18 protein-coding genes are annotated in these 25,550 nt (G+C 66.5%); 7 read left to right on the plus strand and 11 right to left on the minus strand.

The window, feature by feature from the left end:
* Positions 1 to 63: 63 nt before the first annotated feature.
* The 4 genes from Q8K84_RS02215 (at position 64) to Q8K84_RS02230 (ending at position 11,198) form a co-directional block, all read left to right on the plus strand.
* Complete coding sequence (locus Q8K84_RS02215; RefSeq protein ID WP_305280216.1) at positions 64 to 3,645, plus strand: hydantoinase B/oxoprolinase family protein; 3,582 nt, start codon at positions 64 to 66, stop codon at positions 3,643 to 3,645.
* A 26-nt stretch (positions 3,646 to 3,671) separates the two neighbouring features.
* Complete coding sequence (locus tag Q8K84_RS02220) at positions 3,672 to 4,304, plus strand: hypothetical protein (protein WP_305280218.1); 633 nt, start codon at positions 3,672 to 3,674, stop codon at positions 4,302 to 4,304.
* Positions 4,305 to 4,768: 464 nt separating this feature from the next.
* Complete coding sequence (locus Q8K84_RS02225) at positions 4,769 to 7,771, plus strand: TonB-dependent receptor domain-containing protein (protein WP_305280221.1); 3,003 nt, start codon at positions 4,769 to 4,771, stop codon at positions 7,769 to 7,771.
* A 535-nt stretch (positions 7,772 to 8,306) separates the two neighbouring features.
* Complete coding sequence (locus Q8K84_RS02230) at positions 8,307 to 11,198, plus strand: TonB-dependent receptor (RefSeq protein WP_305280224.1); 2,892 nt, start codon at positions 8,307 to 8,309, stop codon at positions 11,196 to 11,198.
* Positions 11,199 to 11,257: 59 nt separating this feature from the next.
* Here the strand turns inward: Q8K84_RS02230 and Q8K84_RS02235 are convergent, their stop codons facing one another.
* From Q8K84_RS02235 to ettA, 11 genes are all read right to left on the minus strand, one after another.
* Positions 11,258 to 11,695, minus strand: coding sequence for a hypothetical protein (locus Q8K84_RS02235; RefSeq protein WP_305280227.1), 438 nt, complete (start codon positions 11,693 to 11,695; stop codon positions 11,258 to 11,260).
* Positions 11,696 to 11,804: 109 nt separating this feature from the next.
* Positions 11,805 to 12,110, minus strand: coding sequence for a DUF1244 domain-containing protein (locus Q8K84_RS02240; protein ID WP_305280230.1), 306 nt, complete (start codon positions 12,108 to 12,110; stop codon positions 11,805 to 11,807).
* A gap of 37 nt (positions 12,111 to 12,147) precedes the next feature.
* Positions 12,148 to 14,793 carry a methionine synthase gene (gene metH, locus Q8K84_RS02245; protein ID WP_305280233.1) on the minus strand — a complete coding sequence of 882 codons (2,646 nt, stop codon included), beginning with the start codon at positions 14,791 to 14,793 and terminating at the stop codon, positions 12,148 to 12,150.
* A 96-nt stretch (positions 14,794 to 14,889) separates the two neighbouring features.
* On the minus strand, positions 14,890 to 15,966 hold the full coding sequence (locus Q8K84_RS02250; RefSeq protein WP_305280236.1) for a homocysteine S-methyltransferase family protein: 1,077 nt from the start codon (positions 15,964 to 15,966) through the stop codon (positions 14,890 to 14,892).
* Positions 15,963 to 16,898: a methylenetetrahydrofolate reductase [NAD(P)H] gene (metF, locus tag Q8K84_RS02255; RefSeq protein WP_305280239.1), complete on the minus strand. Its 936-nt coding sequence runs from the start codon at positions 16,896 to 16,898 to the stop codon at positions 15,963 to 15,965. Before metF ends, Q8K84_RS02250 begins: the two co-directional genes overlap by 4 nt.
* Positions 16,895 to 17,866, minus strand: a complete 972-nt coding sequence (locus Q8K84_RS02260) for a metalloregulator ArsR/SmtB family transcription factor (protein WP_305280242.1) — start codon at positions 17,864 to 17,866, stop codon at positions 16,895 to 16,897. Before Q8K84_RS02260 ends, metF begins: the two co-directional genes overlap by 4 nt.
* A 50-nt stretch (positions 17,867 to 17,916) precedes the next feature.
* A complete protein-coding gene (locus Q8K84_RS02265; protein ID WP_305280244.1) occupies positions 17,917 to 18,195 on the minus strand; it encodes a hypothetical protein in 279 nt (92 codons plus the stop codon).
* Between the two features lie 83 nt (positions 18,196 to 18,278).
* Positions 18,279 to 19,214 carry a 2-hydroxyacid dehydrogenase gene (locus tag Q8K84_RS02270; protein ID WP_305280246.1) on the minus strand — a complete coding sequence of 312 codons (936 nt, stop codon included), beginning with the start codon at positions 19,212 to 19,214 and terminating at the stop codon, positions 18,279 to 18,281.
* Between the two features lie 72 nt (positions 19,215 to 19,286).
* The gene (locus Q8K84_RS02275; RefSeq protein ID WP_305280247.1) at positions 19,287 to 19,850 is read right to left on the minus strand and encodes a type 1 glutamine amidotransferase domain-containing protein; all 564 of its coding nucleotides are present in this window, start codon (positions 19,848 to 19,850) and stop codon (positions 19,287 to 19,289) included.
* Between the two features lie 91 nt (positions 19,851 to 19,941).
* On the minus strand, positions 19,942 to 20,925 hold the full coding sequence (locus Q8K84_RS02280) for a calcium-binding protein (RefSeq protein WP_305280248.1): 984 nt from the start codon (positions 20,923 to 20,925) through the stop codon (positions 19,942 to 19,944).
* Positions 20,926 to 21,016: 91 nt separating this feature from the next.
* The gene (ettA, locus tag Q8K84_RS02285) at positions 21,017 to 22,678 is read right to left on the minus strand and encodes an energy-dependent translational throttle protein EttA (protein WP_305280250.1); all 1,662 of its coding nucleotides are present in this window, start codon (positions 22,676 to 22,678) and stop codon (positions 21,017 to 21,019) included.
* Between the two features lie 39 nt (positions 22,679 to 22,717).
* On the opposite strand from ettA, the gene Q8K84_RS17345 reads away from it, so the two are divergent.
* The 3 genes from Q8K84_RS17345 (at position 22,718) to Q8K84_RS02300 (ending at position 25,535) form a co-directional block, all read left to right on the plus strand.
* The gene (locus Q8K84_RS17345; protein ID WP_370867816.1) at positions 22,718 to 23,038 is read left to right on the plus strand and encodes a CsbD family protein; all 321 of its coding nucleotides are present in this window, start codon (positions 22,718 to 22,720) and stop codon (positions 23,036 to 23,038) included.
* 167 nt (positions 23,039 to 23,205) lie between these two features.
* Positions 23,206 to 24,939, plus strand: a complete 1,734-nt coding sequence (locus Q8K84_RS02295) for a hypothetical protein (protein ID WP_305280251.1) — start codon at positions 23,206 to 23,208, stop codon at positions 24,937 to 24,939.
* Positions 24,936 to 25,535: a hypothetical protein gene (locus Q8K84_RS02300; protein ID WP_305280252.1), complete on the plus strand. Its 600-nt coding sequence runs from the start codon at positions 24,936 to 24,938 to the stop codon at positions 25,533 to 25,535. The genes Q8K84_RS02295 and Q8K84_RS02300 overlap by 4 nt, the downstream gene beginning before the upstream one ends.
* The last annotated feature ends 15 nt before the right edge of the window (positions 25,536 to 25,550 follow it).

Raw genomic sequence — 25,550 nt, forward strand, 5'->3', positions numbered from 1 at the left:
CACAAGCCTTAGGAAGGTGGCGTCAGGATGACAACGCCAATCGAACATCAGGCAGGTTAAGTTTTGGACAGGCTCTGGAGTTTCTCGATCGACCGAGGCGGCACCTTCACCGACGTGATCGCCCGCCGGGACGACGGTCTGGTCCAGACCCTGAAGCTGCTGTCCTCGTCCCACGCCTATCCCGACGCCGCCATTGAGGCGATGCGGCGGGTGCTGGAGACGCCCGACGGGGCGGCTTTCCCCGCCGAGCGGGTCGCCGTCATCCGCATGGGGGCGACGGTGGCCACCAATGCGCTGCTGGAGCGCAAGGGCGCCAAGACCCTGTTCGTCACGACGTCGGGCTTCGGAGACGCCCTGCGGATCGGCGACCAGACTCGGCCCGACCTGTTCGCCCTGAACATCGTGCGGCCAGAGCCGCTCTACGCCGGGGTGGTGGAAGCCCAGGAGCGCCTGGACGCCGACGGCGCCGTGGTTGCGCCTCTGGCCGAGGCCCCATTGGCGAGCGCCTTGGCGCAGGCCCGCGAGGCGGGGTTCACCAGCATCGCGATCGCCTTCCTGCACGCCGATCTGAACCCCGGGCATGAGCGGCGCGCGGGGAGGCTGGCGGCCGAAGCCGGGTTCGAATTCGTGGCCCTTTCGCATGAGGTCTCACCCCTGCCCCGTTTCCTGCCGCGTGCAGAGACTACGGTGGCGGACGCCTATTTGACGCCGGTTCTGCGAAATTATGTTCAGGCCGTGGCGCAGGCGGTGAACGGCGCCCCCCTCTACTTCATGACCTCGGCCGGCGCTCTGGTCTCGGCCGCAGGCTTCCGGGGCCGGGACGCGGTGGTCTCGGGGCCGGCCGGTGGAGTGGTGGGGGTGGCGCAGACCGCAGAAGCGGCCGGCGCGCCTGCGGTGCTGGGCTTCGACATGGGCGGCACCTCTACCGATGTCTGCCGCTACGCCGGTCGGCTGGAGCGGCGCGACAAGGCCGAGATCGCCGGCGTGCGCCTGCGCAGTCCCATGCTGGACATCGAGACCGTCGCCGCCGGCGGCGGGTCGATCCTCGACTTCGACGGCCTGCGCGCCCGGGTCGGGCCTCATAGCGCCGGGGCGGACCCCGGTCCCGCCGCCTATGGCCGGGGCGGCCCAGCCACGGTGACGGACGCCAATATTGTGCTCGGGAGGCTCGACATTCGACGTTTTCCGTCCATTTTCGGCCCAAATGGAGACGCGCCCCTGGACGCTGAGGCCGCCCGGCGGCGGCTTGCCGAACTCGCGGTGGCCATGGGGGCCGACAGCCCTGAGCGCGCGGCTGAGGGCTTCCTGGCCATCGCCGTCGAACAGATGGCCCTGGCTGTCCGCAAGATCTCCACCGCGCGGGGTTTCGACCCCCGGGACCACGGCCTGGTGGCCTTTGGCGGCGCGGCCGGACAGGTGGCCTGCCAGACCGCCGAGGCCCTGGGAATCACGCGGGTGCTGTGCCCGCGCTATGGCAGCCTGCTCTCAGCCTACGGGATCGGCCAGGCCCAGGTCCGCGCCTTGCGGCAGGGGGGCCTTGAGGCGCCTCTGGACGCTGAGGGCCTGGCGGCGGCTAGGCGCCTCGCCGAGGGGCTGATCGCGGCGGCGACCGATGATCTGCTCGACCAGGGGGCGGAGCCGGACCTGCGCCAGGTCACCCTGCGCCTGCGCTATGACGGCGCCGACGCCGAACTGCCGGTGGCGCCGGGCGAGGTCGACACGGTGCGCTCAGCGTTCGAGGCCGCCCATGCCCGGCTGTTCGGCTTCATCGAGCCCGACCGCGCGATCCTGATCGCCACGGTGGAGGCCGAGGTCAGCGCCAGCGCCCGCCCAGGATTGGCCAAGGCGGCGCAGGCAGGGACATCGGCGCCTGGCGCGGCTGCCTCAGGCCTCGCCACCGCCTTCATCCAGGGCGCCTCCATTGAAGTTCCCGTGGTCGAGGCCGCCGACCTGACGCGCCTGGAGGGGCCAGCGCTGATCATCCGGCCTGACACCCAGATCGCCGTGGCGCCTGGCTGGCGGGCGTTTGGCGGCGATGAGGGTCTGATTGTCCTGGAGCGCCACGAAGCGCTTGAAGAGGCCAGCGTCTCAGGGCCCGACCTGACCACCGCCGACCCCATTACCCTGGAACTGTTCAACCGCCGCTTCATGGGGGTGGCCGAGGCCATGGGCGCGGCCCTGGAGCGGACCGCCCAGTCCGTGAACATCAAGGAGCGGCTGGACTTCTCCTGCGCGCTGTTTGATCCCGATGGCGGGTTGGTGGCCAACGCCCCGCACATGCCGGTGCATCTGGGCTCAATGGGGGCCAGCGTGCGGGCCGTACGCGACCGTCACCCCGTCCTTGCGCCCGGCCAGGCCTTTGCGCTCAACAATCCCTATGCCGGCGGCACGCACCTGCCCGACATCACCGTGGTCATGCCGATCTTTGTCGGCGAGGACATGCGGCCGAGCTTCTATGTGGCGGCCCGGGGCCATCATGCCGATGTGGGCGGCGTGCAGCCGGGCTCCATGCCGCCGTTCTCGACCACCATCGCCGAGGAGGGGGTGCTGCTGGACGCCCTGCCGATCATGACCGAGGGGCGGTTCCTGGAGGCCGAGGTGCGGCGCGCCCTGGGCGCGGGACCGTGGCCCTCGCGGGCGCCAGACCGCAACATCGCCGACCTGAAGGCTCAGATCGCCGCCTGCCGGGCCGGGGGCGAGGCGGTCGCCGACATGATCTCAGCCTTCGGGGCCGCCACGGTCATGGCCTATATGAGCCACGTCCAGGCCAACGCCACGGCCGCGGTCAGGCGGGCCATCGGGCGGCTGCACGACGGGGCCGCGCAGACCCAGATGGACGGGGGCGCCACCATAGGGGTCCAGATCAAGGTGGACGCCGACGCCGGCTGCGCCGTGCTGGACTTCACCGCAAGCTCAGATCAGCTGGCGTCCAATTTCAACGCCCCGGCCTCCATTGTCGACGCGGCCGCCCTCTATGTGTTCCGCACTCTGGTCGAGGACGACATCCCCCTGAACGCCGGCTGCCTGGCGCCTCTGGAGATCCGGGTCAGGCCAGGCTCCATGCTCGATCCCGCCCCCGGCGCGGCCGTGGTGGCCGGCAATGTGGAGACCAGCCAGCACGTGGTCGATGTCCTCTATGCGGCGCTGGGCGTCATGGCCGGAGCGCAGGGGACGATGAACAACTTCACCTTCGGCGATGAGGCCCGCCAGTACTACGAAACTCTCTGCGGGGGGGCGGGCGCGACGGCCGCGGCTCCTGGGGCGAGCGGCGTTCACACCCACATGACCAATTCCCGGCTCACCGACCCTGAAATCCTTGAGCGTCGGTTCCCAGTCCGCCTGGAGCGGTTCGCCCTGCGGCCGGGTTCAGGCGGGTCCGGGGCCCAGCGTGGCGGTGACGGAGTGGTGAGGCGGCTGCGCTTCCTGGCGCCGATGGAGGCGGCGCTACTGTCGAGCCGCAGGACCTATCCCCCCGAGGGCCTCGCCGGGGGCGAGGACGGCGCGGCCGGCTGGCAGGCTTTGATCGCGGCCGATGGCGAGGTAAAGGAACTTTCGGGCTGCTTCTCCATTCGAGTGGCGCCCGGCGACGCGATTGAGATCCACACCCCGGGGGGCGGGGGGTTCGGATCTGCGGCGCCCTTCTGACCCCAGACCTTTCGAGGTGCAATTCCGTGATATCTCCGCTCCTGATCGCCCTGGCCCTCGTGGCGCAGGACACTGACGCCGCCGCCCCGCTGGAAACTGCGACCCCGGCGCCCGCTGTGGCCGCGGCCGCCTACCCGCCTGGCGCGCCCCGCAATCCCTATGGGCTGGTCGCCTGGTGCTATGGCGCCCTGTCAGCCCACAAGGGGCTGCGCGAACAGGTCATGCCCGAAGTGATCCGCATCGAGACGGCCTTTCGTCGTCCGGGATCCTCCCTGGCCGACGATCTCAAGGCCTATGACGAGCTGGACCAGCTGAGCGAGCAAAACCTGGCCCTGTTCACCCGCGCCATGGAAGCCGCTGAAAAGGCGAGCCCGCGGCCGATCAACGCCCAGGGGGCCGACGCCCTTCGCCGCGGGCGTGGCACCTGGAGCCGGGCGGCCGACCTGCCCCGTGCGCGTCTGGCCCAGGAGTGGATGAGTTGGACCCTGCCAGCCCAGTGCGAAACCACGGCGGCCAGTCTTGAGCAGCGGGCGCTGCTCATGGGGCCGGCGTTCGATCTTTCCGCTGAAATGGAGCCCGCGGCCCCGGAGGCTGAACCGCTGGCGCCCACCGTCGAGGAACCGGCGATTCTGACAGATGAGCCTGTCGCGGGCGGCTGACGCCCCTTCGACCAAAAGGCAAGCTCAATGCCCCGCTGGACCGGATTCGCCGGTCCAGCGGGGTTTTTTGTTGGGAAATCGACCGCTGACGAACGCCAGCCGCGCGATAGGCGGTCAAAATCACGCCGGCGGCTCTTTTTGACCCGGGTGTGGCGGGAACGCGACACGCAACCAGCGGTCACAGATTTTCAACGCGCCGCCCAGTTTTGCCCATTGTTTTCAATAAGGTTTTTCGTTGATCCCTCGAAGAGCGGGTACAGATTTTGACATACCCCCCTTATTTCTGTTTACGATGCATTTATAACTGACGTACCCGCACACTATTCTCAGTGTGTTTGAACATCATCGTCAGATACTGGGGTTGATTTATTGTCTTCCTGAACGTCTTTACGCGGCATCGGATTGGTTTTGATCCTAGATGCTTCTTAAACTCGAAGGGGAAACGTGTGAGGAGTTCAAAATACTTGTCGACGGTCTCGACTGCGGCTGTCGCCCTCGCTCTCAGCCTCGCGGCAGGTCAGGCTTCGGCTCAGACTGAGGTCGAGGAAATTGTCGTCACCGGCTCGTTCATCGCCGGGACGCCCGAAAACGCCGCCCTGCCTGTGGACGTGATCAGCGCCGCAGAGCTGGAAAAGCAGGGCTCGCCCTCCACCACTGAACTCATCAAGTCGCTGACGATCAGCGGTCCTGTGCTGGGCGACTCAAACCAGTTCGCGACCTCAGCTCAGGGCGCGATCGGCGCGGGCTCGATCAACATGCGCGGCCTCGGGCCCCAGCGGACCCTGGTGCTGTTTAATGGTCGGCGCCTGATGTCGACCGACCCGCTGACCGGCGTCGACACCAACCTGATCCCGACGGCGGCCATCGGCCGTGTGGAGCTGCTGAAGGATGGCGCGGCCGCCACCTACGGCTCCGACGCCATTGGCGGGGTCATCAACTTCATCACCAAGAAGACCTTCTCGGGCTTCGAGGTCTCCGGCGAATACCGTTACGTGGACGGCTCCGACGGCGAGTACAATATGAGCGCCGCCTGGGGCTGGCAGGGTGAACGCGGCAGCGCCTTCATCGCGGCCGGCTATCAGCATCGCTCGGAACTCGACACTCAGGCGCGCGACTGGACCTACCAGGACTACACGACCAATCCGAGCGGCTGGTCTTTCCTGTCCAATCCGGGCTTCTATGTCGCGCGCCTCGGCGCTGACCTGCCCACCATCCCGGGCACGCCTGATCCCTATTACGGCGACGCCGTGGGCTCGATTCGCGAAGCCAGCTGCGGCGCGGTGGGCGGCTATGAAGGGGTCTATCAGTCGGGCGCCAGCCAGCTGCCGGCCTGCTATTACAGCTATGTCCCCTTCGCCAACCTGATCGAAGAGACCGACCGCTATCAGCTGTATGGCGAACTGAACTTCGACCTGACCGAGACCGTCGAGTTCTTCCTTGAGGGCATGTACTCCAAGACCGACGTGCCCAACATCGGCTACTCGCCGTCCTATCCTCCGACTCAAGGGCCCTTCGGCCCGGGCAGCACCCAGTATTTCGCGCCCAAGTCGAACCCCTACGTCCAGGCCTTCCTGGCGGCCAACCCGCAGATCTTCGGCACCCCGGCCGCGGCCGGGGCCTATGCAGCCCTTCCGGGCTCGGGCCTGCAGCTGACCCTGTGGCGTCCGTTCGCCAGCGGCGGCAACCCGGCCTTTGGCTATGACGGTCAGAAGGGGGAGCGCTCCTATGAGCTGTTCCGCATCGCCACTGGCCTGAAGGGTGAGTTTGATGTCGCCGGCGGCATCGGCTGGGACCTGGCCTTCACCTATTCGCGCAATCAGGCCTACGGGGTCACCCGCGACATCCTGATCAACCGCCTCGATCAGGCGCTGCGCGGCCTGGGGGGCGCGAACTGCACCGGCACGACCCCGGGCGCCAACGGCTGCGAATGGCTGAACCCTTTCTCCACCGCCTATCCCGGCAATCCCATGCTTGGTGGGACCAACCCGACCTACAACCCCGCCCAGGCCAACAGCCCGGCGCTCGCCCGCTGGCTCTATGATGACCAGATCGGCGAGACCACCAACGAGCTGTACGTCGTCGACCTGGTGTTCAACGGCACGACGGGCTTTGAACTGCCCGGCGGCATCGTGAACTGGGCGGCCGGCGCCCAATGGCGTTCGTCAGAACAGACCCGCCGCCTCGGCAGCAATTTCTACGACCGCAACATCACGCCCTGCCCGGTCCCCGGCGACACGAGCTGCACGATCCAGACCGGCCCCTACATGTTCCTGGGCCAGTCCCAGCCCTACTATGTGGATGAGTCGATCTACGCGGTGTTCGGTGAAATGAACCTGCCGATCCTCGACAACCTCAACGCCGCCCTGGCTGTGCGGTTCGAGGACTACGGCGGCGAGACCGGCTCGACGACCAATCCGAAGCTGTCGATGAAGTGGGACACCACCGACTGGCTGTCCTTCCGCGGTTCGGTGGGCACCACCTTCCGCGGCCCGACCCCGACCGACCGGGCTCCCGGCGGCGCAACGGGTCTGGCGGGCATCCAGGCCGCGGGCAACGCCTTCAAGTCGGTGGACGCCTTCGGCAACTCGGCCATCGGTCCGGAACAGGCCCTGACCTATAGCCTCGGCGCTCTCTTCGACTTCGGCGACGTTCGGGCCATGTTCGACTACTGGAGCATCGAGCTCGAGGATCAGATCGTTCGCGTCCCGGCCAATGTGGTCGCCAACCGGGTCGCCAACGGCCCCGGCAACGGCGCCCAACTGGTCAACTGCGCTGATCCGCTGCGCAGCCTGGTGACCTTCTCCAACAACAACGCCTGTATCCAGGGCGTGACCATGGGGTCGGACATCTCGCGGGTTCGGTCGGATCTGGTCAACGGTCCGACGCTGAAGACCTCGGGTATCGACGCCACCCTGGACTATGCCTACCCAGGCGACGTGTTCGGCGGCCGAGTCAGCCTGCACGGCACGGTGAGCTATGTCCTGGAGTACGAGCAGGACGCCTTCATCGTGAACGGCATCACCCTGACCCCGTCCTATGAGGCCGTCGGCTTCGCCAACTATGACCGCCTGCCCGGCACCATCCCGGAATGGCGCGGCGCCTTCTACGCCGAATACGACAACGGTCCGCATAATGTCCGCGCGACGGTCAACCACATCGACGGCGTGACCGACAACCGGGGCCCGACGGTCGTCAACACCGGCTTCTCGGCGGTTCCCTGCACGGTGGCCAATGCGGCCGCCACCACAGGATGCCAGCTGGTGGACTTCGGTCAGGAAGTGGACTCGTTCACGACGCTGGACCTGACCTATCGGGTCTTCCTGCCGTGGAACACCACCCTGACCGCGTCGATCCTCAATGTGACGGACGAAGATCCTTCCGCATCCCGGATTGAGTATTCGTACGATCCGGCGATCGGCAATGTGTACGGCCGAAACTTCAAGCTCGGTCTGCGCAAGAAGTTCTAAGTTCAGATACTGGCTTTGACTGAAGGGGCGGCCTCGTGGGGCCGCCCCTTTTTTGTGGCCGCCGCGCGGCGTGAGGCTGGCTCAGCCACTTCGGGGTTCTGGGCTTTGCCGTGGCGATGGTCCTTCAAGGGCCACGGATTCACCTGTTATTGTAGGACTCGGTATGGGGCGGTTTGCGTCTTGCCACCCTGACCAGAGGCAGGAACACCGGCCTCAGGACGGTTTTCAGGGAGGTGTGGCCCCATTGCGACAGTTTAGCGTCGGCGATATTTTTGACGCCCCGTACGAATACGGCTCCATGATTTTTCTGGGTATTTTTCACAGTTGCCCTTCGGTCACACGCCATATTTGACCAACCGTCGTTTTATATACCGTACATGGCTCCCATTTTTGTCACTCTTGTCTTTTTCATGGCCCAACGTTTCTTACGCCTCGCATCAAGAACCTTGATTTTTGCCCGCCAAGTCCGCAACAAAGCCGCCTCGCGGTCAGATTTGGCCGCAACGCCTACTAATTAAGCAAAACGGGGAAACGTATGAGAAGCTCGCATTATCTGGTGACCGCTTCGGTCCTCGCCGTCGCCACGGCCCTGTCAGCCGGTCACGCCACGGCCCAGACTTCGGGCGGCGACGCCCCCGCTATGGTTGAAGAAGTCATTGTCACCGGCTCTTTCATCGCCGGCACACCTGAAGACGCCGCCCTGCCGGTGAACGTGATCGGCGCCGACGAACTGCAGAAGCAAGGCTCGCCTTCCACGGTTGACCTGCTCAAGTCGATTCCGGCCGTGCAAGGCGCGGTGGGTGAATCCAACCAGTTTGGCGCCGGCCAGACGACCGGCGTCGGCAGCGCCAACCTCCGCGGCCTCGGCGCCGAGCGGACCCTGGTGCTGTTCAACGGACGCCGGATGGCGACCTCGCCTGGTTCGATCTTCGTCGACACCAACCTTCTGCCTCAGTCGGCCATCGGCCGCGTCGAGGTGCTGAAAGATGGCGCGGCCGCGACCTACGGCTCTGACGCGATCGGCGGCGTCATCAACTTCATCACCCGCAAGAATTTCAGCGGCCTCGAACTGCAGGGCGGCTACACCTATGTCGACGGCTCGGACGGCGACTACAACGCCAGCCTGACCTACGGCTTCACCAACGACCGCTCCAGCCTGCTGCTCAGCGGCGGCTATCGCCACCGCTCGGAACTGCCGACCGTCGAACGCGACTTCGCCGTGCGTTCGTTTGCAGAGAACCCGCAGGGCGGCTGGTCCTCCTTTGGCAATCCCGGCCTCTATCTGTCGAGCGCCAACGCCGGCTTCACCTATACGAACCCCGTGGTCGATCCCGCCTGTAACGTGATCTCGGGCCCCCAGACCGGCACCCTGTGCCAGTTCCAGTACATCGGCTTCAACAATCTGGTTGAGGAAGAGGACTACTGGCAGTTGTACGGTGAGTTCAACTTCGACGTCACCGACACCACCACCTTCCATGCCGAGGTTCTCTACGCCGGCCACAACGTGTCGGCCGAGAACTCCTCGCCGTCCTACCCGCCGAACAACTTCCCCTCGTCAGCCCTGACCACCAAGATCCAGGGGAATGGCTATTTCATCCCGGCGGGCAACCCGGGCCTTCAGGCCCTGCTGGCGACCAACCCCGGCCAGATCCCGGCCTCGGCCGCGACGGCGGGCCTGTTCACCTCGGTGGCCTGGCGTCCGATCGGCGTGGACGGCAACGACCTGTTCGGCGGTGGCGGCAAGGAAGACAAGCGTCGCTTCGACGCCTACCGCGTCTCGGCTGGCCTGAAGGGCGAGTTCGAGTTCGGCGGCGGCATCGGCTGGGACGCCTCCATGACCTACATGGACAACTGGAGCTCCATCGCCACTCAGGACATCCTGGTCGGCCGTCTCCAACTGGCCCTGCGTGGTTTGGGCGGCGCGAACTGCAACGGCTCCACGCCGGGCGCCAATGGCTGCCTGTGGTTCAACCCCTTCTCGTCGGGGACCTCGGGCAACGCCGTCGATGGCCGCACCAATCCCAACTTCGTCGCCGGCACGGCCAACAGCCGCGAAGTCCTCGACTACATCTTCGAGGAATACGCCTACGACATCCGCTCGCAGCTCTACACGGCTGACATCGTGTTCAACGGCCGCCTGCCCATCGACTTCGGCGCGGGCCAGATCGGCTGGGCGGCGGGTTCGCAGTACCGTTGGTCGGGCCTGGAGCGTCAGAACAGCGACTTCACCAATATCGCGGTGAACCCCTGCGCTGACTCTTCGGTCAATCCGGCCGCCACCTGCGTGGCGCAGAATGGCCCCTTCACCTTCTTCGGCGCCCTGCCCGACTATGATCTCGATCAGTCGGTCATCTCGTTCTTCGGCGAAATGGCGATCCCGATCACCGACAGCCTCAACGCCACCCTGGCGGTGCGTCACGAGGACTACGGCGGCAATGTCGGCTCGACCACCAACCCGAAGATCGCCCTGCGCTACCAGGCCACCGACTGGCTGGCCTTCCGCGCCTCGGCCGGCTCGACCTTCCGCGCCCCGCCGACCACTCAGATCAGCCCGGCCTCGACCACGAACCTCGCCTACACCACCGCGGCGGGCGGCTACCGGGCCTATGACACCTTCGGCAACCCGAACCTGGCCCCGGAAGAAGCCATCACGCTGAACCTGGGCGCCCTGTTCGACTTCGGCGACTTCCGCGCCTCGGTGGACTACTGGAGCTTCGACTTCGAAGGTCCGATCGACAACGAGTCCGGCTCCGACATCGTCAACGCCCTGTTCCCCAACGGGCCCGCTGGCGCCAACAACTGCGCAAACCCGGCCTTCGCGCCCCTGTTGTCGCGGGTCACCTTCACCGGCGCCTGCAGCGCGGCCAACATCAACCGCGTCCGCATCAACTTCGTGAACGGCCCGGATGTGAAGACCAGCGGTCTCGACTTCTCGGCCAGCTACCGGGCCCGGGATGTCGTCGGTGGCGACATGACCTTCGGCGCGGACCTGACCTATGTGCTCGAGTACCAGGTTGACGCCAACACCATCGAAGGCGTCGCGGTGGCTGAGGCCACCGACTATGTCGGCACGATGGACTACCTCGGCTACGGCTCGCAGCCGCAGTGGAAAGGCACCTTCTTCGCCGAGTACAACCGCAGCATCCACAATGTGCGGGCCACCATCCGCTACCTGGACAACATGATCGACACCCGCGCGGGTTCGGCGACCTTCGCCACCAATCAGGAAGGCCAGAAGATCGACGCCTTCGTGACCGCAGATCTCGCCTACCGGGTCTTCCTGCCCTGGGATACGACGGTCAGCGCCTCGGTGATCAACATGTTCGACCAGGACCCGTCCTTCGCGCGGCTGGACCTGTCCTACGACCCCTTCACGGCCAACCCCTACGGCCGTCACTTCAAGCTGAACGTGACCAAGCGCTTCTAGGCGCAGACCTCACGGACGACGGATCGGGGGCGGCGCCGCAAGGCGCCGCCCCTTTTTCGTCAGCCCGCCGCGAAGGGCTGGCAGGTGCTGAGATTGACCGGCGGGGCGTCGCTCCGGGTCCAGGTCTCCCCTGCACGGGTGAAGTAGGCCGCCGCTGAGGCGTTCCGGAACTCTGAAGCCACGGGATCCCAGGCCTCCCACCGCAGGCCGGTCAAGGCCTTGACCTGAGCGCCGCTGGCGCGCTCAGCCTCGGTGAGCGGGGCTTCGACCTTGCAGGTCTCCGCGAAACTGCGACAGCCTTCCCGCGCGCCCGGTCCCTCGACGCCAGCCTCAGGGGCCGGCGCAGGACAGGCCGGGGAGTCGACCAGGGCCAGGCGCCAGTCGCGCACCGCCTCGCTCAACCCGGCATAGGGATCGGTCTCGGCGGCGCGCTCCGTCGAGCAGGCGCCAAGGGCGGCCAGGGCCGTGATCAGGGCGGGATAGATCAAGCGTCGCACGTGAACCTCCGTCAAAGAGCCCACCGCCAACTTTGCGGACTGGGCATTCCGGTGGGTTCAACGCCTCAAGGCCAAGGTGGTGGCGAGATTTATGCCTCGTCAGACTTGGTCAGTCGGCCTGACGGCGGAGACTCTCGTTGAGGGCCAGGCTGGCGTCCATCTTCGCCAGTTGCTCTGCAGTCGCCCCCGGCTGATCGGCCTTCCAGGCGTCGTAGGGCATGCCGTAGACGGCCTGGCGAGCGGTGTCGCGGTCCAGAACCCCATCAGAGGCTTCGCTGACCCAGTCGGCGAGACAGTTTCGGCAAAAGCCCGCCAGGCCCATCAGATCGACGTTCTGCGCGTCGGTGCGCATTTGCAGATGGCTCAACAGTCGGCGGAAGGCCTCGGCCGCGGTCTTGTCGTCGATCTCGGTCATGGGAAGCTCCGGGTCAGGGGCTGTCTCGGGGGAGACCTCAAGGCTCATAGTTGAGAATGGGGGCCAGCCAGCGCTCGGCCTTTTTCAGGTCCCAGCCCTTACGACGGGCATAGTCTTCCACCTGATCCTTCTCGATCCGGCCGACCCCGAAATAGTGCGACTGGGGATGGGCGAAATAGAGGCCCGAGACCGAGGACGGCGGCGTCATGGCGAAGCTCTCGGTGAGCTCGATGCCGGTCTTGTCGGTGGCGTCCAGCAGGCGGAAGAGGGTTTCCTTTTCCGTATGGTCGGGCTGGGCCGGATAGCCGGCCGCCGGTCGGATGCCCTGGTATTTTTCCGAGATCAGGGCGTCGATGTCGAAGGGCTCGTCAGCCGCAAAGCCCCACAGCTCGGTGCGGACCTTGCGGTGCATGGCCTCGGCGAAGGCTTCGGCCAGACGGTCGGCGAGAGCCGCCGAGAGGATGGCGTTGTAGTCGTCGCCGGCCGCCTTGTAGCGCTCAGCGATGGCCGCCTCGCCGTGGCCGGCGGTGACGGCGAATCCGCCGATCCAGTCTGGCCTGGTCCCGATGGGGGCGATGAAGTCGGCCAGGGCCACATTGGCCTTATCACCGGTCTTGGCGATCTGCTGGCGCAGGGTGTGGAAGCGGGCGAGCTCGGTCACCCGGGCCTCATCGGCATAGACCACGACGTCGTCGCCGTCGGCGTTGGCCGGCCAGAAGCCGACCACGCCCTTGGCGGTGAACCACTTCTCATCAACGATGGTCTTCAGCATCGCCTGGGCGTCGGCATAGAGGTTGGTCGCGGCCTCGCCGACCACATCGTCGTCCAGGATCTGCGGGAAACGTCCCACCAGCTCCCACGAGGCGAAGAACGGCGTCCAGTCGATATGGGCGGCCAGATCCCCCAGGTCCCAGGCCTCGAAGCTGCGCAGCCCCGTGAAGCTGGGCTTGGGCGGATCATAGTCGGCCCAGTCGATGGAGAAGGCCTTGGCGCGGGCTTCAGCCAGGCTGGCGCGCGCGCGATTGGTCAGGCCTCGGGCGTACTGCTCGCGGACCTTGATGTATTCCGCCGCCGTCTCAGCCTGAATCCGGTCACGCTCGGTTGGCGACAGCAGGCCAGAGACGACGCCCACCGCCCGGCTGGCGTCCAGCACATAGGTGGTGGAGCCGGCCTTGTAGGAGGGGGCGATCTTCACCGCCGTATGGGTCTTAGACGTGGTTGCTCCACCGATCAGCAGGGGGATGTCGAAGCCGCGGCGCTCCATCTCGGCGGCCACGAAGACCATCTCGTCCAGGGACGGCGTGATCAGCCCCGACAGGCCGATGATATCGACCCCGTGGGCCTTGGCCTCATCCAGGATGCGGTCGGCCGGCACCATCACGCCCAGGTCGATGACCTCGTAATTGTTACACTGGAGGACCACGCCGACGATGTTCTTGCCGATGTCGTGGACGTCACCCTTGACCGTGGCCATCAGGATCTTGCCGGCGGCCTCGCGGGGCTTGCCCTCCTTCTCGGCCTCCATGAAGGGCATCAGATAGGCCACGGCCTGTTTCATCACCCGGGCGGACTTCACCACCTGGGGCAGGAACATTTTCCCTGAACCGAACAGGTCGCCGACCACGTCCATACCGGCCATCAGCGGGCCTTCGATCACGTGCAGGGGACGCTCGGCCTGCTGGCGCGCCTCTTCGGTGTCGGCCTCGATGAACTCGGTGATGCCCTTGACCAGGGCGTGCTTCAGCCGCTCGGCGACATCGGCCTCGCGCCAGGCGAGATCAGGACCCTTGGCCTCGCTCTTGCCGCCCTTGTACTTGGGCGCCAGCTCCACCAGCCGTTCGGTATTGGTGATGTTGGTCCGTTGCGGCCGGTTGAGGATCACGTCCTCCACCGCCTCGCGCAGTTCTCCCGGAATCTCGTCATAGACCGGCAGGTCGCCGGCGTTGACGATGCCCATGTCCATGCCCGCCTGGATGGCGTGATAGAGGAAGACCGAGTGGATGGCCCGGCGCACCGGTTCGTTGCCGCGGAACGAGAATGAGACGTTGGAGACCCCGCCCGAAATCCGCGCATAGGGCAGACTGGCCTTGATCGCCTTGGTCGCCTCGATGAAGTCGACGGCGTAGTTGTCGTGCTCTTCGATCCCTGTCGCCACGGCGAAGATATTGGGGTCGAAGATGATGTCCTCCGGCGGGAAGCCGACATCGTCCACCAGCTTGCGATAGGCCCGGGTGCAGATCTCGACCTTGCGCTTTGCGGTGTCGGCCTGGCCCTGTTCGTCAAAGGCCATGACCACCACGGCCGCGCCATAGCGCAGACAGGCCTTGGCCTGCTCGACGAACTTGGCCTCGCCCTCCTTGAGGCTGATCGAATTGACGATGGACTTGCCCTGCACGCAGCGCAGGCCTGCCTCGATCACCTCCCACTTGGATGAATCGATCATCACCGGCACCCGCGCGATGTCGGGCTCGGCGGCCATGAGGTTCAGGAATATGACCATGGCCTGCTGCGAATCCAGCAGGCCCTCGTCCATGTTCACGTCGATGACCGAGGCGCCGGCCTCCACCTGCTGGCGGGCCACCGAAAGGGCGGCGTTGAAGTCGCCCTCAATGATCAGCTTCTTGAACTTCGCCGACCCGGTGACATTGGTCCGCTCGCCGATGTTGATGAAGGTGGGACGCATGAGGCTCCGATAGGCGGTCGCGCCGCGGCGAAAGCTGCGACGTCAGGTAGGTTCGTTCAGGCCCTTCTCCCGCATGGGAAGGGCCAAGCCAAGGGTTCAGGCCAGCTCGAAAGGCTCCAGCCCTGCCAGCCGCAGGGCGGTGGCGCGTTCGGGCGGCTGGCGTGGGGTCATGCCGCGGACTTCGTCGGCCACGTGGCGGATATGGTCCGGCGTCGTGCCACAGCAGCCGCCGAGGATATTGACCAGGCCGCTCTTGGCCCATTCGTGCAGCTGGTGGCCGGTCTGGTCGGGGCTCTCATCATACTCGCCCATGGCGTTGGGCAGGCCGGCATTGGGATAGGCTGAGACCAGGGTGTCGGCGATCCGCGCCAGTTCGGCGATGTGCGGCCGCATCAGATCAGCGCCCAGCGCGCAGTTCAGGCCGATGGCGAAGGGCTTGGCGTGACGCACGGAATTCCAGAAGGCCTCCACCGTCTGGCCCGACAGGGTGCGGCCAGACCGGTCGGTGATGGTGCCGGAAATCCAGATCGGCAGGGGCTCATAGCCCTCGTCTTCCAGATCAAGGATCGCCTTGATCGCCGCCTTGCAGTTGAGGGTGTCGGTGATGGTCTCGATCAGGAACAGGTCCACCCCGCCGTCGTGCAGGGCGATCATCTGCTGGCGGTACGCCTCGTAGACCTGGTCGAAGGTGACGGTCCGCGCGCCGGGATCATTCACGTCCGAGGACATGGACAACATGCGGTTCAGCGGACCCACGGAGCCGGCCACGAAACGCGGCTTGTCCGGCTCGTTCTGCGTCCAGCGATCGGCCACCTCGCGGGCGATCCGGGCCCCCTGGAAGTTGATGTCATAGACCGCCTGGCCGGCGTCATAGTCGGCCTGGGCGATGGTGGTGGCCGAGAAGGTGTTGGTCTCGGAGATGTCGGCGCCGGCGGCGTAGTAGGCCTCATGCAGTTCGGCGATGATGTCAGGCCGCGTCAGGCAGAGGATGTCGTTATTGCCCTTCATGTCGACGGGATGGTCCTTGAACCGGTCCCCGCGATAGTCGGACTCCTCCAGCTTGCGCTTCTGGATCATCACCCCCCAGGCGCCGTCGAGGATCAGGATGCGTTCTTTGGCGGCGGCCTTGAGCGCGGCGATGCGCGCAGCGCGGCCGGGATGGACCTTGGTCATGCGGCCTCCGTGGTGGGCTGGGGATCTGCCTCGCGCACGCCGAGCACCCGGCAGATGGCGTAGACGAGGTCGGCGCGGTTGAGCGTGTAGAAGTGGAAGTCAGAGAACCCCTCCTCCGCCAGGCGGGCGCACATCTCGGTGGCGACCGAGGCGGCGACGAGCTTGCGGGTCTCAGGGTCCTGATCAAGGCCGTCAAACAGGTTCGACAGCCAGTCGGGGATGGTGACCCCGATCCGCTGGGACATGTTGGACAGGCCCTCGACGCTGGACACCGGCATGATCCCAGGCAGGATCGGGATGGTCACGCCGGCCTTTCGCACCTTGTCGATGAAGCGCAGATAGCCGTCGATATCGAAGAAGAAGTTGGTGATCGCCCGGGTCGCTCCAGCGTCAACCTTGGCCTTCAGCACATCAATATCGTGGTCCACCGACGGGCTTTCCGGGTGGATCTGCGGATAGAGCCCGACGCTGACGTCGAAGGGGGCGATGGCCTTGATGCCCGCGGTGAGCTCCGTCGCGTTCTGATAGCCGTCGGAGCGCGGCGTATAGGCGCCGCCCAGGGAGCCTGGCGGGTCGCCGCGCAGGGCGACGATGTGGCGGATGCCGGCGGCCCAGTAGTCCCGTATCACCTCGTCCACTTCGTCGCGGCTGGCCTCGACGCAGGTCAGGTGGGCGGCGGGCTTGAGCGTGGTCTCCGTCAGCATCCGCACCACCGTGCGGTGGGTGCGGTCACGGGTGGAGCCGCCGGCGCCATAGGTCACCGACACGAAGCTGGGGTTGAGCGGCTCCAGCCGCCGGATCGCCTCCCAGAGGCTGGCCTCGCTCTTGGGCCCCTTGGGGGGCGAGAACTCGAAGGAGACCGAGGGGCGCTTGCCGACGCCGGCGCCGGCCCGGGCCACGGGGCCCAGGGCGTTGGGGGGAACAAAGGTCATGCGGCGGTCCTCTTGCGGAGCGGCACGCGCTCGGCGCTCCAGATCTTGATGGTCAGGCCGGCGGCCTGGGTCGGCGGCAGGGCGTCGGCCCTCACCTCACCCAGGCCCGCGTCGTGCAGCCAGCGCTCGATCTCGGCGTCGGAGAAACCCAGGCGGCGGTGCTGGTGTTCGTCCCGGAGGTGTTCGAGGCCATGGGGCGCAAAATCGACAATCAGCAGACGCCCCCCTGGCTCAACCAGGCGGGCCGCCTCGCGCACGGCGGCGGCGGGCTCGCTGAGATAGTGCAGCACCTGATGGACGACCACCAGGTCAGCGCTCTCGCCGGGCAGGCGGGTGCCGAAAATGTCCCCGTGGCGCAGTTCGCAATGGTCGAGGCCAGCCTTGCCCACATGGCTGCGGGCGATGTTCAGCATCTGTTGTGACAGGTCGAGGCCGAGCGCCTGCTCAGCCTGGGGACCCAGCAGGGTCAACATGCGGCCGGTGCCAGAGCCCAGGTCCACCAGGCGGCGGAACGGCCCGGGGCCGACGGCGCCACGAATAGCCGCCTCGACGGCCTCGTCAGCCACATAGAGAGCCCGAATCTCGTCCCAGCGGGCGGCGTTGCGGGCGAAGTAGGCGCCGGCCTCGGTCTCCCGTTCAGCCTGGACGCTGCGCAGGCGCTCGGCGTCGCGGGCCAGCACGCTGTCATCGGGTTCGATCAGGTCCAGGACCTCGTCCACCAGCCGGCGGGCGTCGCCGGCGGTCACGAGGCGGTAGAACACCCAGGCGCCGTCGGGAAAGCGTTCCACCAGACCCGCTTCCGCCAGCAGCTTCAGATGGCGGGAGACCCGCGGCTGGCTCTGATCCAGCACACGGCAAATCTCCAGCACCGCCAGCTCCTCATGGGCCAGCAGGGCAAGTATGCGCAGACGCGTCGGCTCGCCGGCCGCGCGCAGGACATCAACGATCTGGACAGTGGAGATCGACATGGGTCACATAAAGATATCCTTATGTGGTTATGTCAAGGCGCTGAGCGCCGTCAGGCCGCTCGCTTCTGATCCTCATAACCCCATTCGGGCGCTATCTGTAGCGGCGTCTCCAGGTCCTCTGTCAGCCGCAGCCGCACCTCCCGCCAGACCTCGACCTGGCTGGCCCCTTCAAGCGGCAGATCGAACAGCCGGGAAAAGGCCCACAGGTCTGTCCGCGCCGCCTTGGAGAGAACTGCCGCGCCGTCCGTCAGAAGCACGTCATAGACCGCGCACAAGTCGATGAGCGCCGCATCGAGCATGGCGGGCGGCGGTGAAGACAACGCAAACATGGAACTGACCTGAGGACCTGCTGGCCAGTCCAAATGCCTCTTGCGCCCCGAGGTTCACGCCGCTTGCGCGATTCACGGGAATGTCAGGGGACAGGACTGAGCAGCGGCTCGCCGGCGAAGTGGCGGCGCAGGTTTTCCAGGGCCTGGCCGATCATCTTCGGGATCGACTCCAGCGTGCCGCCCGCCGAATGGGGCGAGAGCACGATGTTGGGCACATCAGTCCAGCGGGCGGCCGGGGTCGGCTCCTGCCAGAAGACATCCAGGGCCGCTCGGCCCAGGCGCTTGTCCTTCAGGGCCGCGATCAGGGCGTCTTCATCCACGACAGAGCCCCGGGCCACATTGACCAGCAGGCCCCGAGGGCCGAGGGCCTCGATCACGTCCTGCGAAATCAGGCCGCGATTGGCGGCGTCGGCGCGGCAGGCGACGATCAGGATGTCGCTGGCCTGCGCCAGGGCCAGCAAGCCCTCGGCCCGGGGCCAGCGCAGGTCCGGCTTGGGATTGGGGCCCCACCAGGCCACCTCAAGGCCGAAGGCCTCCACGCGGGTGGCGCAGGCCTGGCCGATGTGGCCCATGCCGACCACGCCGACCTTGCGGCCCTTGAGGGCGGGGCGAGCGCCCAGCCGGTCGTCGGGCGCCCAGCGGCCCTCGCGCACGTGGCGGTCGCCCTCGACGATGTTGCGCCACGAGGCGATCAAGAGGCCCACGGCATGGTCGGCCACGTCCTCGGCGTTGAGGCCATCAGCATGGGTGACCTCGATCCCCCGCGCCCGGCACCAGGCTACGTCCACCCCGTCATAGCCGACGCTGATATTGGCGATCAGCGTAAGGCCCGGCAGGGTCTCGAGAAACTCAGGCTCCAGCACCACCTCGCCTGCATGGGCGATGGCGACCACCGCGCCGCGGTCGGCCTCGGCCAGATCCCAGCGACGGACCACGCGATAGCCTTTCGCCTCCAGGCCGGCCTGCATCGGGGCCAGCATGACGTGGGACAGAAGGACAACGGGCGGGGCGTTTGACATGGGCGATGCTCCAGCTTGCTCCCCGCCCTATAGCCGGTGCGGCGACCCTGTGGCCAGGGTGGCCACGGGTCGTCAGGCCGCCGCGGCCTGGCGACCCTCAGCGATTTCCTCGATCAGCTTCTTGCAGAAGGCTGGCAGATCGTCGGGCTTGCGCGAAGTGACCAGGCCCTGGTCGGCCACCACCTCCTTGTCCACCCACTTGGCGCCGGCGTTCTTCAAGTCGGTCTCCAGCGACGGCCAGGAGGTCAGGGTCTTGCCCTCGACGCCCCCGGCGTCGATCAGGGTCCAGGGACCATGGCAGATGGCGCCGATCGGCTTTCCGGCCTTCACGAACTCGCCAATGAAGGCGATGGCCTTTTTCTCGAGGCGCAGAGCGTCGGGATTGATCACCCCGCCCGGCAGGACCAGGGCGTCGTAGTCTGCGGCCTTGGCCTTGGCCAGTTCCAGATCGATGGGGGTGGCGCGTCCCTTGTCATGGTGCTCCCAGCCCTGAATCTCAGGGCCCTTGGGGGCGATCACATGGACGGTGGCGCCGGCCGCCGTCAGGGCGGCGACCGGTTGTTCCAGTTCGGACTGTTCAAAGCCGTCGGTGGCCAGCACAGCCACCTTGGCGCCTTCGATACGAGGGCTCGCCATGGCGTTCTCCTTTGGGATTGGAATGTCCCGCGGAGAACAGGTGGAATGGCCGGAGGTTCCTCAGCGCAGCTTCGCCCCCGGCCTTATCTTTTCAGATGAAGATCCAACCCTCGGTGAGGCTGGCCATGCTGACGCCCACCAGGGTCATCTGGGCGCCGCCGCCCATACTGATGACCGTGTCGGCGCCGACCTGGGCGACGCTGTAGGTCGTGCCGGGGTCCAGTTGCACCCGGTCGCCCTCGGCGCGGTTGAAGTCCAGCACCCGGTCGATTCCGGCGTCGCCGAAGGTGTGGAAGATGTCGGCGCCGGACCCGCCGCTGATGGTGTCGTTGTCCCGGTCGCCCGACAGCCAGTCATCGCCGGCCCCGCCATAGAGGATGTCGTTCTGCTGCCCTCCGCGGATCAGGTCATTGCCGTCGCCGCCATAGCAGGTGTCGTTGCCGAGGTTGCCGTAGACGATGTCGGCTCCGGCCTCGCCATGGAGCTCGTCCTGGTCCTTGCCGCCCACGACCCAGTCGTCGCCCGCGCCGCCACGGACCGTGTCATTGCCGGCGTTGCCATGCAGGTCGTCGAAATCGCCGCCGCCCGTCAGGCTGTCGTTCCCGTCGTCGCCACGCAGATAGTTGCGCCCCTCGCCGCCCCAGACGGAATCATTGCCCGTCCCGGCGAAAACCGTATCAGCCCCGCCATCGCCATAGACCCGGTCGTCGCCACCCTGGCTGCGTATCAGATCATTGGCCGAAGACCCCGTGATCAGGTCAGGACCTGAGAAGATCTGCAATTGGCCCAGGGAGATGTCGTTCAAGATGCCAAAGGCTACTTCCACGACGGGGACGGCGACATTGGAAATCTGCAGGAGCACAACCCCCGCCGACACCTGGCTATACTGGGTTATCGTGCCGCCAACGAGCTCGCCGGCGCCGTTATAGACGAAGTTACCCCAGTAGTTGTCGGTGACCCCGCCGCCTTCCGCTCGGGCGAAGGTGGTCGAATAGGATGTTATGATCCGGTCGCCCAGGGCGCCCAGATGCAAGGTGTCAAAGTTAAGCTCGGCGCCCGCGCTGATGATGGCCACAGCGTAATCTCCCCATACGCGACATTCGGTCGCGGAGACCTATCGCCGGCTTCAGGAGATCACAACCCAGAGTCGCCAAACGAGAGAATTTCTAGCGGCTGAACTTCTGGAACTTCAGACGGTGGGGGATGAGGCTGTCGGTGCCGAGGCGACGCTTCTTGTCTTCCTCATAGGCGTCGAAGTTGCCTTCGAACCACTCCACATGGCTGTCGCCCTCGAAGGCGAGAATGTGGGTGCACAGGCGGTCGAGGAACCAGCGGTCGTGGCTGATGACCACGGCGCAGCCGGGGAAGTCCTCCAGCGCACTTTCCAGGGCCTGCAGGGTCTCCACGTCCAGGTCGTTGGTCGGTTCGTCGAGCAGGATGACATTGCCGCCAGAGGCCAGGGTCTTGGCCAGGTGAACGCGGTTGCGCTCACCGCCCGAGAGCAGGCCGACCTTCTTCTGCTGATCGCCGCCCTTGAAGTTGAACGAGCCCACATAGGCGCGGCTGATGATCTCGCGGGCGCCGACCTTCATGATGTCGAGGCCGCCCGAGATTTCCTCCCAGACGTTCTTGTTGGGATCCAGCGCGTCGCGGCTCTGGTCCACATAGGAGAGCTGGACGGTCTCACCCAGGCGGATATCGCCGGCGTCAGGGACTTCCTGCTTGGTGAGGAGCTTGAACAGGGTCGACTTGCCCGCCCCGTTGGGCCCGATGACGCCGACAATGCCGCCCGGCGGCAGGCGGAAGGTCAGGTCCTTGAAGAGCAGCTTGTCCCCATAGGCCTTTTCCAGATGGTCAGCCTCGATGACCATATTGCCCAGGCGCGGGCCGGGCGGGATCTGGATCTGAGCGAACGACTGCTTCTCGCGTTCGGAGGCGTTGACCAGTTCGTCGAAGGCCGCCAGGCGGGCCTTGGACTTGGTCCGGCGGGCCGTGGGCGAGGAGCGCACCCATTCCAGCTCCCGCTCCAGGGTGCGTTTGCGGCTTTCGCTCTCGCGGTCTTCGACGGCCGAGCGTTTGGCCTTCTGTTCCAGCCAGGACGAGTAGTTGCCCTCATAGGGCACGCCCTTGCCGCGATCGAGCTCCAGGGTCCACTTGGTCACCTGATCCAGGAAGTAGCGGTCGTGGGTCACCAGGATGACGCAGCCCGGGAAGGCCTCCAGGTGGTGCTGCAGCCAGGCGACGCTCTCGGCGTCCAGGTGGTTGGTGGGTTCGTCCAGCAGCAGCATGTCGGGCTTCGACAGCAGCAGGCGGGCCAGCGCCACCCGGCGCTTCTCGCCCCCGGACAGCTTGTCCACCGGCCAGTCGTTGGGCGGACAGCGCAGGGCGTCCATGGCCATCTCGATGCGGCTGTCGATGTCCCAGAGGTCGCCAGCGTCCAGCTTCTCCTGGAGGGCGGTCATCTCCTCCATCAGCTCGTCGGTATATTCCTCGCCCATCTTGGCGGCGACGGCGTTGAAGGCGTCGAAGATTTTCTTCTCTTCGCACCAGGAGATGACATTGCCCCAGACGTCGAGCTTCTCGTCCAGGTGCGGCTCCTGCTCGAGATAGCCCATCTTCACGCCGTCTGCGGCGCGGGCCTCGCCCGTGAACTCCTTGTCGATCCCGGCGATGATCTTCAGCAGAGAGGACTTACCCGAGCCGTTGACCCCCACCACCCCGATCTTGGCGTCGGAATAGAAGGACAGCCAGATGTTCTCGAACACCTTCTTGCTGCCGGGATAGGCCTTGGTCAGGCCCTGCATCTGAAAAATATGTTGCTGCGCCATGGATGGTGCCGCGCCCGCCTTTAAATTGCGATTTCGGAATTGGAGCAGGAAATAGACGCCTGCCGGCCTCGGCGCAACCGGGCGGGCCACATCGGAGGGAACAAGCCCGGGGCTTCGCGCATTCCTTTTGCAACAGACGAGGCGCCCCCGCTCCTCCAGAAACTCAAGGAGATTCCGATGCATAAGGATCAAGCCGAAGGCGCCGCCAAGGATATGGGCGGCAAGGTCAAGGAAGCTGCCGGCAAGGTGACCGGCAACGAGCGCCTTGAAGCCGAAGGCCATATGGACCAGGCCAAGGGCAAGGTTCAAAAGGGCGTTGGCGACCTCAAGGAAGGCGCCCGCGACGCCCTGAAGAAATAGGCTTTCGCATCAATTCGTATCAGGCGTCGGCCCCCAGGGTCGGCGCCTTTTCTTTGGCCTCACCGTCGTCCGGGCGGTCTGGCGGCGGCGGTCCAGATTTTGTCACCAAACATCGATAAGCGCCGCGCCGAGCCGGCTCCGGGCCCAGCCTGTAGGCGGAGTGTGGCGTGATACAGAGCGTGGGCATGTTGAGGGCGCCGGGCAAGCACGCAGGCCTCGTTGGCGCGGTCCTTATCATCGGCGCGGCCCTTGTCTGCCTGTTCTACCTGAACCGGATCTTCACCCCCTGGCCACTCTACGCCGGGGACGAGGGCGCATACCTCATCCGCGCCCTCTATGGCGATCTGCTGGATGCACGGCCAGAGCGTCACCCAACCCTGCATCCCGTCGGCAACACCCTCTATATGGCCCTGATCCGACTGGTGGACGCCATGTCGGCCAATCTGCTGCCTTGGATGCGACTGATCGGCCTGGCCACCTATATTGGGGGCCTGGCCCTTCTTCACCGGACCCTGCGGCCGTCGCAGCCAGGCCGCATAGCCTTCTGGGGGCTGGCGGCCGGGCTGGCCTACCCCTTCCACCGCTTCGTCGTCACCGCCATGCCCGAGGGCCTGTTCGTCCTGGTTCTGGCTGTCATCGCCGCCGCCGCCGCCCGGTGGGCCCTGTCGCGACCCTGGGCGCTGGCGGCGGTCCTTGGCGCGCTTTGCGCAGCGCTGGTGCTGGTCAAGCCCCATGGGGTGGTCATCATCCCTGCCATGGGGGTCTTGCTGATGGCCTTGGTTGTCCTTGACCAGCGCCGCATCTGGCAGGCGGCCGGCCAGGGGGCGCTGTTCACCGGAGCCTTTCTGATCACCGGCGCCACGATTCAGGTGATGACCGGCCGGGGGGATGCGGCCATCACCTTCTTCCTGGGCTCAGCCTATGCCGACCACTTCGCCCGTATTCCGCCAGAGCCCCTGCGCACCGCCTTTGTGACCTCGCTCAGCCTGGGGTCGGCGACTCTGCTGTTGACCGGCGCGCCGCTGCTGGCCGGCGGACGGGCCCTGGCTGGCCGATGGCGCCGTCGCGAAGCGCCGGCCCCCGACGAGGTGGCCTTCCTGGTGCTGGCCGCCGCCTTGCTGGCGACCCTGGCCATGATCGTGCTGTTCGCCGTCAGAATTTCGGCCATACCCGGCGAGAGCGGCCGGCTATGGGGACGGTACTTTGAGTTCTACACGCCGCTGCTCTGGATCGCGGCGGCTGGCCCGGTGAACGCCCTGTGGACGGACGGCGGTCGAGGCGCCCGGCTGTGGCTGGCGGCCATGCCCGCGGTCGGCTTGTTGGGCCTGTTAATCGCCTGGGGCCTTGGCGTCACCCTGACCCCCTGGGACAGCGCCGCCCTGTCGGCCTTCTACATTCCGCATCTGACGGCCTGGAATTTTCCTGCGCCGCTTCCCTATGCCGGGATCAGCGCCGCCATCATTGGCCTTCTCTGCCTGGCCCTATTGCGCGGCGCTGCGCCCCTGCGCGTCTGGACAGGGGCCTTGGTGGGTCTTGGGCTGGTCTCAACCCACTATGATCACAGCTGGGTCAGCACCGGTGTCGCGGCTCACCGGGCCGCGCTGGAGCGTGATCTGCCGGTCGCGGTCGCCCAGGCGCCCGACCAGAGCCTGCCGGTCCTGGTCGCCTTCGACCATAACGCCAGCCATACCGCCTTCCTGGCCTATCAAGGCAAGGTCCGCGTGATCGTGCGCCCGCCCGGGCCTATTCCCGCCGCCCTGCTGGACGGGGTCGAACAGGTGGCGATTATGGGCGACCAGCCGCCCCCCGCCCCCTGGGCGGCGACTTTTTCTGGCGAGGCCCTCAGCCTCTATGCGCGTCCAGGCGCGCTGCCCGAGCCGCCGCGTGAGGCGCTCCGATGATCCCCCGACGCCTCTTGCTCGCCCAGCTGGGCGCAGCCGCGCTGGCGGCCTGTGACAAGCCCCCCGTCGCCGGCCGCCCCCGCCTGGCCAGCGACTTCGGCTGGAACCCGGAAACCCGCAGCTTCCAGCTCATGGGTGAAGACCTGCCGGTCAGCCGGGCCTGGGACTTCACCGCCAATTCCCATGGGTTCACCGTCGCCGGCGCCCGGGCGCGGCACATTCCAGGGGAGGGTCACGAGGTGACGAGCGAGAGCCCTGACCCGATCCTCCGCTCCCCTGCAGGGCTCGACATCGCCGGCGCCGCCGCCGACCTCGTCCTGGTTCGCCTGGTTCGGCGACGGGCCGTCGGCGCTTGGGATGGTGCGCTCTATTACGCCACTGAGCGGCATGGCGAGACGGGCCACTACATGAACGCCCCCCTCAACGGCCCGCCGCCGGAGGGGGCCGCGAGCGTCCTGGTCTATGACATGACCCGCATGGCCAAGGGCGGCGGCGACTGGAGGCGCAGTCGCATCGACCAGTTGCGCCTGGACACCGCCACGGCCCCGGACGACGTGACGCTCATTTCGCAGATCGCCCTGGCCCGGCTAGTCTAGCCCGCCGCAAGGGGC

It is taken from the genome of Phenylobacterium sp., from assembly GCF_030679875.1.
Lineage (GTDB): Bacteria > Pseudomonadota > Alphaproteobacteria > Caulobacterales > Caulobacteraceae > Phenylobacterium.

Excerpts from the sequence above, each read along its gene's own strand:
- Q8K84_RS02230 (WP_305280224.1), top strand. The coding sequence starts at position 8,307 with ATGAGAAGCTCGCATTATCTGGTGACCGCTTCGGTCCTCGCCGTCGCC.
- Q8K84_RS02240 (WP_305280230.1), bottom strand. The coding sequence starts at position 12,110 with ATGACCGAGATCGACGACAAGACCGCGGCCGAGGCCTTCCGCCGACTG.
- metH (WP_305280233.1), bottom strand. The coding sequence starts at position 14,793 with ATGCGTCCCACCTTCATCAACATCGGCGAGCGGACCAATGTCACCGGG.
- Q8K84_RS02250 (WP_305280236.1), bottom strand. The coding sequence starts at position 15,966 with ATGACCAAGGTCCATCCCGGCCGCGCTGCGCGCATCGCCGCGCTCAAG.
- metF (WP_305280239.1), bottom strand. The coding sequence starts at position 16,898 with ATGACCTTTGTTCCCCCCAACGCCCTGGGCCCCGTGGCCCGGGCCGGC.
- Q8K84_RS02260 (WP_305280242.1), bottom strand. The coding sequence starts at position 17,866 with ATGTCGATCTCCACTGTCCAGATCGTTGATGTCCTGCGCGCGGCCGGC.
- Q8K84_RS02265 (WP_305280244.1), bottom strand. The coding sequence starts at position 18,195 with ATGTTTGCGTTGTCTTCACCGCCGCCCGCCATGCTCGATGCGGCGCTC.
- Q8K84_RS02270 (WP_305280246.1), bottom strand. The coding sequence starts at position 19,214 with ATGTCAAACGCCCCGCCCGTTGTCCTTCTGTCCCACGTCATGCTGGCC.
- Q8K84_RS02275 (WP_305280247.1), bottom strand. The coding sequence starts at position 19,850 with ATGGCGAGCCCTCGTATCGAAGGCGCCAAGGTGGCTGTGCTGGCCACC.
- ettA (WP_305280250.1), bottom strand. The coding sequence starts at position 22,678 with ATGGCGCAGCAACATATTTTTCAGATGCAGGGCCTGACCAAGGCCTAT.
- Q8K84_RS02300 (WP_305280252.1), top strand. The coding sequence starts at position 24,936 with ATGATCCCCCGACGCCTCTTGCTCGCCCAGCTGGGCGCAGCCGCGCTG.